At 74.4% G+C, this 13,036-nt stretch carries 12 protein-coding genes; 6 read left to right on the forward strand and 6 right to left on the reverse strand.

What is annotated here, in order from left to right:
• Window positions 1-40: 40 nt before the first annotated feature.
• Window positions 41-931 carry a class I SAM-dependent methyltransferase gene (locus tag ACZ402_RS00365; protein ID WP_375823877.1) on the reverse strand — a complete coding sequence of 297 codons (891 nt, stop codon included), beginning with the start codon at window positions 929-931 and terminating at the stop codon, window positions 41-43.
• 47 nt (window positions 932-978) lie between these two features.
• On the opposite strand from ACZ402_RS00365, the gene ACZ402_RS00370 reads away from it, so the two are divergent.
• Window positions 979-1,554, forward strand: a complete 576-nt coding sequence (locus ACZ402_RS00370) for a helix-turn-helix domain-containing protein (protein WP_375823876.1) — start codon at window positions 979-981, stop codon at window positions 1,552-1,554.
• 104 nt (window positions 1,555-1,658) lie between these two features.
• Here the strand turns inward: ACZ402_RS00370 and ACZ402_RS00375 are convergent, their stop codons facing one another.
• Entirely contained in the window at window positions 1,659-2,852 is a 1,194-nt protein-coding gene (locus tag ACZ402_RS00375; protein WP_375824129.1) for an MFS transporter, read from the reverse strand.
• A 300-nt stretch (window positions 2,853-3,152) separates the two neighbouring features.
• Between ACZ402_RS00375 and ACZ402_RS00380 the strand changes: the two genes are divergently transcribed.
• The gene (locus ACZ402_RS00380; protein ID WP_375823875.1) at window positions 3,153-3,458 is read left to right on the forward strand and encodes a GNAT family N-acetyltransferase; all 306 of its coding nucleotides are present in this window, start codon (window positions 3,153-3,155) and stop codon (window positions 3,456-3,458) included.
• Window positions 3,459-3,567: 109 nt separating this feature from the next.
• On the opposite strand, the gene ACZ402_RS00385 is transcribed toward ACZ402_RS00380, so the two are convergent.
• Window positions 3,568-4,296 carry a hypothetical protein gene (locus ACZ402_RS00385; protein ID WP_375823874.1) on the reverse strand — a complete coding sequence of 243 codons (729 nt, stop codon included), beginning with the start codon at window positions 4,294-4,296 and terminating at the stop codon, window positions 3,568-3,570.
• Between the two features lie 237 nt (window positions 4,297-4,533).
• On the opposite strand from ACZ402_RS00385, the gene ACZ402_RS00390 reads away from it, so the two are divergent.
• From ACZ402_RS00390 to ACZ402_RS00400, 3 genes are all read left to right on the forward strand, one after another.
• Window positions 4,534-6,411 (forward strand): FAD-binding protein, encoded by a 1,878-nt coding sequence (locus ACZ402_RS00390; protein WP_375823873.1) that lies wholly within the window; start codon window positions 4,534-4,536, stop codon window positions 6,409-6,411.
• Window positions 6,408-7,232: a 2Fe-2S iron-sulfur cluster-binding protein gene (locus ACZ402_RS00395; RefSeq protein WP_375823872.1), complete on the forward strand. Its 825-nt coding sequence runs from the start codon at window positions 6,408-6,410 to the stop codon at window positions 7,230-7,232. The genes ACZ402_RS00390 and ACZ402_RS00395 overlap by 4 nt, the downstream gene beginning before the upstream one ends.
• Window positions 7,233-7,312: 80 nt before the next feature.
• A complete protein-coding gene (locus ACZ402_RS00400; protein ID WP_253691297.1) occupies window positions 7,313-8,077 on the forward strand; it encodes an alpha/beta fold hydrolase in 765 nt (254 codons plus the stop codon).
• Between the two features lie 80 nt (window positions 8,078-8,157).
• Here ACZ402_RS00400 and soxR read toward each other — a convergent pair whose 3' ends face one another.
• Complete coding sequence (gene soxR, locus ACZ402_RS00405; protein ID WP_024839797.1) at window positions 8,158-8,598, reverse strand: redox-sensitive transcriptional activator SoxR; 441 nt, start codon at window positions 8,596-8,598, stop codon at window positions 8,158-8,160.
• Between the two features lie 116 nt (window positions 8,599-8,714).
• On the opposite strand from soxR, the gene ACZ402_RS00410 reads away from it, so the two are divergent.
• Entirely contained in the window at window positions 8,715-10,130 is a 1,416-nt protein-coding gene (locus ACZ402_RS00410; RefSeq protein WP_375823871.1) for an MFS transporter, read from the forward strand.
• A gap of 117 nt (window positions 10,131-10,247) precedes the next feature.
• Here ACZ402_RS00410 and pgm read toward each other — a convergent pair whose 3' ends face one another.
• Both pgm and ACZ402_RS00420 read right to left on the reverse strand, forming a co-directional pair.
• Entirely contained in the window at window positions 10,248-11,942 is a 1,695-nt protein-coding gene (gene pgm / locus ACZ402_RS00415; RefSeq protein ID WP_375823870.1) for a phosphoglucomutase (alpha-D-glucose-1,6-bisphosphate-dependent), read from the reverse strand.
• Window positions 11,943-12,003: 61 nt separating this feature from the next.
• Window positions 12,004-12,933 carry a TetR/AcrR family transcriptional regulator gene (locus ACZ402_RS00420; RefSeq protein ID WP_168732147.1) on the reverse strand — a complete coding sequence of 310 codons (930 nt, stop codon included), beginning with the start codon at window positions 12,931-12,933 and terminating at the stop codon, window positions 12,004-12,006.
• Window positions 12,934-13,036: the final 103 nt, after the last annotated feature.

Below are 13,036 nucleotides of genomic sequence, written 5' to 3' on the forward strand. Positions count from 1 at the left end.
CGTCGCGAGCATCGGCCCGGGCGGCGACGTTCTCGTGCGCTCAGCGGGGACGGCGGGCCGCCCAGACGATGCGGCCGCCGCGGGCGCCGACGGTGTGCGTGGGCGCGGGGTCGGTCTCGTCGGGCGCCGTCGCCGCGAGCACCGCGTCGAGCGCGGCGAGGTCGGCGGGATCGAGGTGCTCCGCGAGGTGCTCGCGCTGGCGCGCCGCGGTCGCGTGCGCCCAGCGGGACGCGTCCGGTCCCGGCGGCACGACGGCGGTCGGCTCGCGCCGGTCGACGACCTCCAGCCCGGCGTCGGTCAGGTAGGGCGTCCAGTCGGGGTAGCGGTTCCAGCCGGCCTGCGCCACGGCGCTCTCGAGGTGCGCGGCGAGGTCGGCGTGCGCCGGGTCGTCGGGCAGGACGGGCGACGTCGCCGTCATCTCGACGACGACGAGCAGACCCCCGGGCGCGAGCGCGTCGTGGGCGTCGCGCAGGACGCGCGCCGGGTCCGCGACGTGGTGCAGCGACGCGGACGCCCACACGACGTCGGCGGTGCCGACGTCCGGCCACCCGGTGTCGAGGTCGGCCTCGACGGTGCGCACGCGTGCCTCGAGCCCGGTGCCGGCGAGGCCGTCGCGCAGCCGTCCGAGCATCGCGGGGTCCGCGTCCACGGAGACGACCTCCGCGTCGGGGAACGCGCGGGCGAGGGCGCGCGTCCCGGTGCCGGTCCCGGCGCCGAGGTCGACGACGGTGCGCGTGGGGTCCGGCGCGTGCGAGACGGCGACCGCGACGGCCTGGTCGAGGAGCCCGCCGAACACGGACGCGTCGAGCTCGAGCAGCTCGGCCAACCCGTCGGCGTCGTGCCCGTGCGGGGCGTGGTCGTGCGCGTGGTCGTGCCCACGATGTGGCCCGTGGCCGTGGCCGTGACGGTGGTCGCGCTCGGGGGAGTCCATGACTCCACGGTAGGACGGGTCTGCGCCGGAGGCATAGGGTCTTGCTCATGACGCAAGAAGTCGACCTCGACGCCGTCGTCCGCCAGCGCATCCGCGGGCTGCGCCTCGCGCGCGGCTGGACCCTGGACGCGCTCGCGGCGCGGTGCTTCCTCAGCCCGTCGACGCTCAGCCGGATCGAGACCGGGCACCGGCGCATCGCGCTCGACCAGCTCGTGCCGATCGCCCGCGCGCTCGGCACGACGCTCGACCAGCTCGTCGAGCCGGTCGACGACGAGGACGTGGTCATCCGGCCCGAGCCGCAGCGCCGCCCGGGGGAGACCACGTGGCTGCTCTCCCGCGACCGGCCGGGGACGATGGTCGCGAAGATGCGCCTGACGCCCGAGCGTGCCGTCGGCCCGGAGCACCAGCGCGTCCACCCGGGTCACGAGTGGTTCACGGTCCTGTCCGGGACGGCCGTCGTCTACCTCGCCGACCGCAGGATCCTCGTGCAGGAGGGCCAGGCGGCCGAGTTCTCGACGATGGTGCCGCACTCGTTCGGCGCGCACGACGGCCCGGTCGAGATCCTCACGATCTTCGACCAGGAGGGCGAGCGCGCCCACCTCTCGGACACGGACCGGGCCTGACGACACCCCGCCGAACCCGGGATCGCGTGTCACCGGAGCGGTCGGGTGCCGCGGAACCCCGGGTTCGGCGGCACTCGACCGCTTGGGGACGGTGCGCCGGGGCGTCAGTGGGCCGGCGCGACGTCCTCGCGGTCCGCGCTGCGGCGCAGCGACCGGAGCGCGGCGAGCACGAGCACGACGGCGAGCGCCGCGGCCGCGACGACGACCTCGAACCCGGCGTGCGCGCCGCCCGCGTCGATGCGCGACCCGGCGACGGACGACCCGATCGACACGCCCACGCCGAGCGACGTGCCGACCCACGCGAGGCCCTCGGTGAGCTGGTTCGGCGCGACGAGGTTCTGGACGAGGTTGTTGCCGTTGATGAGCGTCGGCGCGATGGCGAACCCGGTCACGAACATCACCGCCGCGAGCACCGGGATCGAGGTGACGAAGAAGAACAGGGAGACGCCCGCGGCGAGCGCGACGATCCCGATGACGAACCGGCGCCACAGCGGCGACACCCAGTGGCGCGCGCCGTACACGAGGCCGGAGATGAGCGAGCCCATGGCGAAGACGGCGAGGATCAGCCCGGCGGCGCCCTTCTGCCCCTGCTCCTCGGCGAACGCGATGGTCGACACGTCGGTCGCGCCGAACACGATGCCCATCGCGACGAAGATCACGGCGAGCACGATCATCCCGGCCGACCGCATCGCGGAGCGCTGCTTCACGCCGGGCTCCGGGACCACGACCGGCGGCTCGGTCGCGCGCTGCGACAGGAACCAGAGCCCGCCGGCGACGGCCGCGACGAGCGGCACGAGCAGCCCCGCGGACGGCGACACGCTCGTCGCGAGCACGGTCGCGAGCACCGGGCCGACGACGAACACGAGCTCGTCGAGCGCCGACTCGAGCGAGTAGGCGGTGTGCAGGCGCCGCGCGTCGGGCACCGTGTGGGTCCAGCGCGCGCGGACCATCGACCCGTACGACCCCTGCGTCGCGCCCGCGAGCGCCGCGAACGCGTAGAGCGTCCACTCGGGCGCGCGCAGCACCGCGCACAGGACGAGCCCGCCGAGTCCGACCGTCGCGGTCGCGAGCATCGGCAGCATGACGACGCGCTGGCCGGTCCGGTCGACCAGCCGCGCGATCTGCGGCGACACGATCGCCTGCGCGACGACGAGCGCCGCCGCGACGCGGCCGGCGAGCGCGTACTCGCCGTAGATGCCCTGGATCATGAGGATCGTGCCGATGCCGACCATCGACATCGGCAGGCGCGCGACGAGCGCCGCGGCGGAGAACCGCCACGCGCCGGGCAGCGCGAGCACGGCGCGGTAGGGGTTGCGCGGGGCGCGTGCGGGCGCCTCGGGCGGGGTGCACGACGCCGTCTCGTCGGTCGTCAGGTCGTCCCGCCGGTGCTCGGGGTGCTCGGGATCGTCAGCGCGCGACGGGGAGTCCTGGACCACCGTCTCAGTGTCGCACCCGGAAGCCGTCCGCCCGGTAGTGAATTGGCGCTGTGAGGCGCGTGACGACGGTCTCGCTCGGCGTCCGGCGCGCGGGTCGCCGGTCGTCCGACGGCCGCCCGCCGCCGGTTGTCCGACGACCGTGCGGCGGCGACGATGGTCGCCATGACCGACAGCCCCGCACCCCGCACCACGACCGTCACCGTCACCGACGAGGGCGACCGCTTCGAGGCCCGCACCGACGACGGCGTCGTCGCCGGGTTCGCCGCGTACGTCCGCGAGCCCGGGAAGGTGATCTTCACGCACACCGAGGTCGACCCGGCGTTCGAGGGCCAGGGCGTCGGCTCCGCGCTCGCCGTCGGCGCGCTCGACCAGGTCCGCGCGTCGGGGGAGCGCGTCGTCCCGCTGTGCCCGTTCATCCGCGCCTACATCGAGCGCCATCCGGGCTACGCGGACCTCACGCGGCGGTGAGGCGACGCTCGGCGGCGGTGCGATGCTCGCCGGTGAGACGACGGAGCGCCCCGGTCCCGAGGGACCGGGGCGCTCGCGCGCGGCCGCGGGCCGCGAGGCCCGGCGAAGGTCAGGAGATGGTGCCGGTGCCCTCGCCCTCCATGCGCTCGTCGTGCAGCAGCTCGCCCTCGGCGTCGACCGGGACGATCGTGCCGTCGAACGTGATGGGCGAGCCCGACTGGTAGCGGAAGTTCGTCGCGTACGAGTAGGACTGGCCGGTGCCGAACGTGTACACGGTCGGCTCGCGGTACGCGCCCGGCGCCATGCCGTCGTCGTTCACGCCCTGCGCCTCGTACAGGTCGTCGTCGACGATGGTGTCCATGCCCTGCATGTAGGGCCAGTCGTCGTAGCGCTCGTCGATGCTCACGAGGCTCGAGCCGAGGTCGATCGGCGCGCCCTCGTTCGTGATGACGTAGTTGACGAAGACGATGTCGTCGCCCTCGGCGATGATCGGCAGGTTGTTCTCCGGGTCGACGAACAGGCCGTCCTTCGTCGCCTGCGTGACGCCCACCTGGTAGACGTCGACGCGCACGTCGCCGATGGTGAAGGTCGAGATCTGCTCGCCCGGGTTCGTGACGGGGTTCGCCCAGTCGGGCAGCTCGCCGCTCGTGCCGGTCTCCTCGGCCGCGGCGTCGTCGACCTCCTCCGCGTCCTCGACGGGCGCGGTCTCCTCGGCGGACGTCTCGTCCGGCGTCGGCGTCTCGGGCGTGCCGCCGCCGACGTTGATGGTGCACGCGGTGAGGCCGAGCGCGAGCGCGGCGGCGACGGTCAGTCGTGCGGCGGAACGGACGGGACGCATGGTGAGCTCCGGGTGTTCGGGGAGAGGTGCCGGACGGACCTTACCCACAGACGAACGCCCGCCTCGATGGGGAGCGGTGCCCATGAGACGGCGCGGACGTCCGGGACCTTCGCCTGTTGCGCCAGGGCCGGAGCGCGAGGACCCTTCCCCTATGCCTCGGCGCTTCCTCTCCCCGACCCGTCCCGCGTGCGCGGACCTGCGTGTTCGCCCCGCGACGGCCGCCCCGTGGGGGCGCGCGTGACCGCCCTGCGCGTCGAGCGCGCCGACGTCGTCGTCGTGGGCGGCGGTGGTGCAGGTCTCAGTGCGGCGCTCGCGGTCGCGGAGGCCGCGGCCCGGGAGGACCGTCGCGCGCCCGTCGTCGCGCTCGTCTCCAAGGTGTACCCGATGCGCTCGCACACCGTCGCCGCGGAGGGCGGGGCCGCGGGCGTGGTGGGCGACGACGACTCGCTCGAGCAGCACGTCGCCGACACCCTCGCCGGGGGCGCGGGACTGTGCGAGGACGACGCCGTCCGGTTCGTCGTCGAGCGCGCCGCGGGTGAGCTGTACCGGCTGGAGCGGTGGGGCCTGCCGTGGTCGCGCACGGACGACGGCGACGTGGCCGTGCGCCGGTTCGGCGGCATGAGCCGCGCGCGCACGTGGTTCGCGGCCGACAAGACCGGCTTCCACCTGCTCCACACCCTGTTCCAGACGTCGCTGCGGTACTCGGGCGTGGACGGTCCCGTCCGCCGGTACGACGAGCACCACGTGCTCGACCTGGTGGTCGACGACGCGGGCGGGCCGGACGCGCGGGTGCGCGGCGTCGTCGTGCACGACCAGCACCGCGGGGAGCCGCTGCTGATCGAGGCGCCCGCGGTGGTCCTCGCGACGGGCGGCTCGGCGCGCGCGTGGGGGACCAGCACGAACGCGGGCATCTGCACGGGCGACGGGACCGCGATGGCGCTGCGCGCGGGCGTGCCGCTGCGGGACATGGAGTTCCTCCAGTTCCACCCGACCGGTCTGCCGGGGAGCGGCATCCTGCTCACCGAGGCCGCCCGGGGCGAGGGTGGCGTGCTGCTCGACGCCGACGGCCGGCGCTACCTCGCCGACTACGGCCTCGGCCCGGAGACGCCGGTCGGGGCGCCCGTGCCGCGCACCATGGAGCTCGGGCCGCGCGACCGGCTCTCGCAGGCGTTCTGGCACGCCGACCGCGACGGGCGCACGATCCCGACGCCCGACGGCGGCGTCGTCCTGCTCGACCTGCGCCACCTCGGCAAGGAGCGCCTCGCCGAGCGGCTGCCGCTCGTCACCGGCCTCGCCAAGCAGTTTGCTGGCGTCGACCCCGCGACCGAGCCCGTGCCCGTCCGCCCGACGGCGCACTACACGATGGGCGGCATCCGCACCGACGCTCGCGGCGCGACCGGCGTCGCGGGGCTGTTCGCCGCGGGGGAGTGCGCCTCCACCGGGCTGCACGGCGCCAACCGGCTCGGGTCCAACTCGCTCGTCGAGACCCTCGTCGTCGGGCGTGCGGCGGGCGAGGCGGCGCTCGCGTGGTCGCGCGCGGCCGGGCACCCCGGGGCGGACGGCGGCGCGGCGGGCGCGGGGGCCGGCGTCGGTCCCGCGTCGGCGGACGGCGAGGTCGTCGACCGCGCCGCCGAGATCGCCGACCGGTACCTCGCGATGCGCGGCCGCGGCACCGAGCCGTCCGCCGCGATCCGGGCCGAGCTCGGGCGCGTGCTCGACGCCGACGCCGGGATCTACCGCGACGCCGACGGGCTGCGACGGGCGCTCGCGACGGTCGAGGACCTGCGCGCGCGGTACGCCGACGTGCGCGTCGCCGACACGAGCGCCGTGCTCAACACCGACTGGGCGACGACCGTCGAGCTCGGCGCGACCCTGCTCGTCGCGCACGCGACCGTCGCCGCCGCGCTCGCGCGCGAGGAGTCCCGCGGAGCGCACCAGCGCCTCGACTTCCCGGACGTCGACGACGTGCCGCGCCACTCGGAGGTCCGGCTGGACGCGGGCGGAACGATCGAGGTGGCGCACGTCCCCGTGGGCGCCGAGCACGACATAAGGGTCGGAAAGAGACCGATAACGACCCCCATGTCGTTCTCGGCGGACGAGGGGGCGGGGTTGTGAGCGAGGAAGAGCTGTTGGTGGAGGTACCGACGGTGCGGGTGGAGGTCGCGCGGACCTCGCCCGACGGCGCGGACGCCGGGCGGCGCGACGTGTTCGACGTCCCCTACGACGACCGCACCTCGGTGCTCGACGCGCTCCAGTGGGTCAAGGACCACGCCGACCCCACGCTGACGTTCCGGTGGTCGTGCAAGATGGCCGTCTGCGGGAGCTGCGGCGTCATGGTCAACGGCCGCCCGGTGCTCGGGTGCGAGACGTTCGTGCGCGGCTACCGCACGTCCGGCCTCGTCGTCGAGCCGCTCGCGCACGCCGAGGTGCTGCGCGACCTCGTCGTCGACACCGACACGTTCCTCGGCAAGCTCGCCGCCGTGCAGCCCTGGCTCGTGCCCGACGGCGCGACGCGGCTCCCGCTCGTCGACGCGCCTGCGGAGGACCCGGCCCCGGACCGGGGCGAGGACGCGCTGCGGGCGCACGGGCCGTCGTCGGGCAGCCTGCAGACGCCCGGCGAGCTCGCCGCGTTCAAGGGCTTCGCCGAGTGCATCGACTGCATGCTCTGCTACGCGGCGTGCCCTCAGCTCGATCCGGCACCGGACTTCCTCGGCCCGGCCGTCGTCGCGACCGCGCGCCGGTGGGACGAGGACTCGCGCGACGCGGGCGAGCTGGACCGGGCCGACGTCCTGGACACCGAGTTCGGCGCCTGGCCGTGCATCCAGGTCGGGGCGTGCACCCAGGTCTGCCCCAAGGGGGTCGACCCGGCGCGTGCGCTCCGCGACGCCCAGCGCGTCGCGACCGAGACGTGGGAGGCTCGCAGCCGGCGCGGGTGAGGGCGGGTACGTCGGGTACGTTGAGGCGATGACGGCGAAACCGGTCATATCGGGTGTTCGACCGCGACTGGTGTCTGACCGTGACTGCTGAGAGCGAGGCCCTCGTGTACGTGCTGGACGTCGACGCCGCTGCCGCCCCCACCGTCCTGCTGCTGCACGGGGGCGGGGTCGCGGGCTGGATGTGGGAGCCGCTGCGGGCGGAGCTCGACGGTGAGCTGCGGCTCCTCGTCCCCGACCTGCCCGGTCACGACCACAGCGCCGACGAGCCGTACGGGTCGCACGACCACGTCGTCGACGAGCTGGATTCCCTGGTCGAGGAGCGGGCGGGCGCGGGGCCGATCACGGTCGTCGGGTTCTCGCTCGGCGCCCAGCTCGGGGCGCTGCTCGCGGCGCGACGGCCGGACCTGGTCGACCGGCTCGTCCTGGTCAGCGGCCAGGCCACGCCGACACCGGCGCCGCGGCTCACCCTCGCGCTCCTCGCGTCGACCGCCGGGCTCGCGCGGCGGGAGGGGTTCGCCCGGCTGCAGGCCAAGGAGCTCTCCGTCCCGGACCACCTCCTCGACGACTACCTGCGCACGTCGGCAACCCTCTCGAGGCGGACGCTCCTCGACGCCGTCGGGGAGAACATCCGCTTCACCGTGCCCGCCGGGCTGCGCACGTTCCCGGGCCGGGCCCTGGTGCTCACGGGCAGCCGGGAGAAGGCGGTCGTCACGGCGTCCGCGCGAGCATGGACCGAGGCGATCCCGGGCAGCAGCCACGAGGTCGTCGAGGGCGCCGGGCACGACATCCCGTTGCGCCGACCCGAGTGGCTGGCAGCGAGGCTCCGGGACCTGCTGGGCGCGTAGACGGCGTGTCGGTCGCAGCGACGGCCGCCCATGTCGGCGGAGCGTAGCGGCGGGGACGCCGGAGGGTGCGCTCGCGCCGCTCAGATGCGCCGGGGACCGGGGCCGTCCGACCCGAGGGCGTCCTCGGGGTTGAGCAGCCGGCACGCCTTGAGCGAGAGGCAGCCGCAGCCGATGCAGCCGGTCAGCTCGCGCTGCAGGTGGTCGATCTGGGTGCGGCGCAGCTCGAGCTCGTCGTTCCAGAGCTTGGCCACGCGCCTCCAGTCGCGCTGCGAGGGCGGGTGGTCCAGCGGGAGGCTGGTGAAGACCTCCTGGACGTCGGCGAGGGGGATGCCGAGCCGCTTCGCGACGACGATGAGCGAGATGCGCCGGAGCATGTGCCGGGGGTAGCGGCGCTGGTTGCCGGCCGTGCGCGTCGAGGCGATGAGGCCGAGCTGCTCGTAGTAGTGCAGCGCCGACACGGCGACGCCCGTACGGTGCGCGACCTCGCCGACGGCGAGGAGATCGTCGGGTTCCAGCGACATCGACACCTCCCTTGACCTCAAGTTTACTCGAGGTATTAGCGTCGCGGCGGGTCGTCCACCGGGGCGCCCGCAGGGGGCGTACGCCCCGACCGGACGTGGCGAGAGGACGGCCCGAGATGACCCAGACCGAGCAGGAACGGCAGGACACGGGGACGGCAGGCACGTGGCGCGAGCTGCTGGGCGGGCGCCACGCCCCCGTCGCGGCCGTGCTCGCGGGCGGCGTCCTGCTGGAGGCGAGCAACGTCTACCTCACGACGAGCCTGCTCCCGACCATCGTCGGGGAGATCGGAGGAGCCGAGTTCTACGCCTGGACGATGACGACCTTCCTGCTGGCGTCCGTCGTCACCTCCATGCTCGTCAGCAGGGTCCTCACGCAGCAGGGCGCCGTCCGGGCGTACCTGCTCGCGCTCGGGCTGTTCGCGCTGGGGTCGCTGCTGTGCGCGGCCAGCCCGTCGATGCTCGTCCTGCTGCTCGGCCGTACGGTCCAAGGACTCGGTGGAGGACTGCTCGCCGGCCTCGGGTACGCCCTGATCCAGCGGGCGCTGCCCGAGCGGCTCTGGGCCCGGGCTGCGGCTCTCGTGTCGGCGATGTGGGGCGTCGGGAACATCGTCGGTCCCGTCGTCGGCGGCGGGTTCGGGCAGCTCGGAGCCTGGCGGGCCGCGTTCGTCAGTCTTGCGGTCGTGGCGACGCTCGTCTGCGTGCTCGTCGTCCGCTCGATGCCGCGGACGGCCCGGAGGCGCTCCAGCGAGTCGGTCCCGTGGGCGTCGCTCGTGCTGCTCGCGATCGCCGTCGGAGCGGTGGGCGTCGCGAGCATCGTGCCCTCCGGCGTGGCCACCGCGGTGAGCCTGGTCGTCGGGGTCGCGCTCGGCGTGTGGTTCGTGCGCCACGACCGGACCGGGCGCGGCGGCATCCTGCCCCAGGTCACGTTCGCGCGCGGGTCGTCGCTCCGCTGGGTCTACCTCACCGTCGCGGTCCTCGCGTTCGGGATCGGCACCGAAGCCTTCATCCCGCTCTTCGGCCAGGAGATCGGTGGTCTCGGCCCGCTCGTCGCAGGACTGCTCGGCGCCGCCCTCTCGCTGGGATGGTCGGTGACCCAGATGGTCACGGCGAACGTCTCGGGAGTCCGGGCGCGGCGCGGGCTCATCACGATCGGCCCGCTCGTCGTCGCCGTGGGGCTCACCGCGTACGGGCTGCTCCACCACGACGGGCCGTCCGGGGCGGTCGTCGCGCTGTGGTTCGTGACGCTCTTCCTCGCGGGAGCCGGCATCGGGCTCGGGTTCCCGCACCTGACGGTCGCCGCGCTGGGGAGCACGGTCGGCGAGGAGGAGGGTGCCAAGGCCGCGGCCGCGGTCAACACCGTCTTCCTCATCGCGACGGCGCTGAGCGCCGCCCTCGCCGGCGTCCTCGTGAACCTCGGGACACCCGACCTCGTCCGGTCCGCCCAGCTGCTCATGCTCACGTTCGCCGGCGTCTCCCTCGTCGGGACGATCGTCGCGCGCCGCGCCGCGGCGGGAGTCAGGGCGGTCGCGTGAGGCGGTGGGTCAGCCGGCCCACCGCGCCGAGGGAGAACCCTGGTCCTGCCGAGAGAGAACCGCGGTTCGCCGAGGGAGAACCCTGGTCAGCGCGTGGGTTCTCCCTCGGCAGGGAGGTCAGCCTCCGAGGGCGGCGGAGACGACGTCCTTCGCCTCGGTCTGGACCTGGGTCAGGTGCTCGGCGGAGACGAACGACTCGGCGTAGATCTTGTAGACGTTCTCCGTGCCCGACGGCCGGGCCGCGAACCACGCGTTCTCGGTCGTGACCTTGAGCCCGCCGATCGGGGCGTCGTTTCCGGGAGCATTGGTGAGCTTCGCGGTGATCGGCTCGCCCGCCAGCTCGGTCGCGGTGACCTGCTCGGGCGAGAGCTTGCCGAGCGTCGCCTTCTCCTCGAGCGTCGCGGGCGCGTCGACGCGCGCGTACCAGGACTCGCCGTAGCGCTCCACGAGGTCGCGGTGGTGCTCGGACGGCGTGCGGCCGGTGGTCGCGATGATCTCCGACGCGAGGAGCGCGAGCAGCAGGCCGTCCTTGTCGGTCGACCAGACGCGGCCGTCCTTGCGCAGGAACGACGCCCCGGCGGACTCCTCGCCGCCGAACCCGACGGTCCCGTCGAGCAGGCCGGGCACGAACCACTTGAACCCGACCGGCACCTCGACGAGGCGCCGCCCGAGGCCGCCCGCGACCCGGTCGATGAGCGCGGACGAGACGAGGGTCTTGCCGATCGCCGCGTCGTCGCGCCAGCCCTCGCGCGCGCCGCCGTAGAGGTACTGGATCGCGACGGCGAGGTAGTGGTTGGGGTTCATGAGCCCGGCGTCGGGCGTGACGATCCCGTGGCGGTCGGAGTCGGCGTCGTTCCCGGTGGCCACGTCGAACGGCGCGCCGCCCTCGGCGTCCCCGGACTCCCCGGTCATGCCGGAGACGAGGGACGCCATCGCGTACGGGGACGAGCAGTCCATGCGGATCTTGCCGTCCCAGTCGAGCGTCATGAACGCCCAGCGCGGGTCGACCTGCGGGTTGACGACCGTGAGGTCGAGCCCGTACCGCTCGCCGATCTCGCCCCAGTACTCGACCGACGCGCCGCCCAGCGGGTCGGCGCCGATGCGCACGCCCGACTCGCGGATCGCGTCGATGTCGAGGACGTTCACGAGGTCGTCGACGTACGTGGTGAGGAAGTCGTGCTTGTGCACGTGCTCGGAGGTGAGCGCCTGGGTGAGCGGCACGCGGCGCACGCTCGCGACGCCGTCCCGGAGGATCTCGTTGGCGCGGTCCGCGATCCAGCCGGTCGCCTCGGACCCGGCGGGGCCGCCGTGCGGCGGGTTGTACTTGAAGCCGCCGTCGCGCGGCGGGTTGTGCGACGGCGTCACGACGATGCCGTCGGCGAGGCCCGGGCCGGTGGTGCGGACGCCGTCGACCGTCGTCGCCTCGTTGTGCAGGAGGATCGACTGGGAGACGGCGGGCGTCGGGGTGAACGAGTCGCGCGCGTCGACGTACGTCTGCACGCCCGCGGCGACGAGGACCTCGAGCGCGGTCTGCCAGGCCGGGAGCGACAGCGCGTGGGTGTCGCGGCCGATGAACAGGGGGCCGTCGGTGCCCTGCGAGCGCCGGTACTCGACGATCGCCGCGGTGATCGCGACGATGTGCGCCTCGTTGAACGCGTGGTCGAGGCTCGACCCGCGGTGGCCCGACGTGCCGAAGACGACCTTCTGCGCCGGGTCGTCCACGTCGGGGGCGAGGTCGTAGTAGGCGCCGACCACGGCGTCGACGTCGATGAGGTCGCTGGGCTGGGCGGGCGTGCCGGCGCGGGGGTCCATGGGTCGATCCTGCCAGGGGTGGCGCCCGCGCGTCAGCCGCTACCGCCGTCCGACCAGGGCTCTACCTCGGCCCGGGGGTGTTCGCGCGGTCGATCGCCATCTCGACGGCGTCGAGCAGGCGGTCGAGGCTCGCGTCGAACGGGCCCTGCGGCGCGTCGAACCCGCCCGCGACGTAGACGCGGGTCATGACGGGGTAGCGCTCGACGTCGAACCAGTCCTCCCAGAAGCTGCCGAGCGTCGTCCAGTACTCGTCGTTGCCGACGCCGGTCGCGTCCCGCTCGGTCCGCTCGGCGACGGTGGCGCGCGCGAGGCCCTGGACGTAGTTGTCGACGAGGCCGAGCGTGTCGACGACCTGGAGCTCGGAGAGGCCGGTGTCGACGATCGTGCGCAGCCCCGCCTCCTGGGCGTCGAGCACGTGGGGCGCGAGCGGGGCGCGCCACATGTTGGTCTGCAGGATCCACGGGTGGCGCAGGTAGAGGTTCCACAGCTCGTGCGCGTACTGCGCGAGCGCGGCCCGCCACGGCGCGCCCGCCGCGGGCAGGTCGAGCTCGGCGTACGCGCGGTCGATCATGAGGTCGACGAGCTCGGTGCGACCGGGCACGTAGGTGTAGAGCGACATCGCGCCGACACCGAGCTCGGTCGCGACGCGGCGCATGGACAGCGCGTCGAGCCCGCCCTCCTGCGCGACGGCGGTCCCGGCCTTGACGACGTCGTCGAGCGTGAGGCGCGGCTTGCGCCCGCGCGTCGCGGGCGCGGGCGGGTCCCACAGGAGCGCGAGGCGGCGCGTGATCTCGGGCGTGCGGACGACCTCGGTGAACTGGGCCCGTGCGTGCTCCGCGGCCTGCACGGCGGAGGCGACCCCGGCGTCCGCGGCCGCGACGACGCCGCGCGGTCGCTCCGGCTCCTCCGGCTCCGGGGGTGCGGGCGAGGTCTGCGGGGTGCCCGACGGCGCGAGGTCGCCGTCGCGCTCGTCGGTGCGGTCGGTCGTCACGTGCGTATCCTCCCCGACTTCGGTCGCGTCCCGCCCGGAGGAGCCTGGCGGGGCCAAGGCTTGCCTGTTCCCGTACACCGTATGCTAACGTAGATCGTCAATT

This window comes from Cellulosimicrobium sp. NPDC030954 (assembly GCF_055571305.1).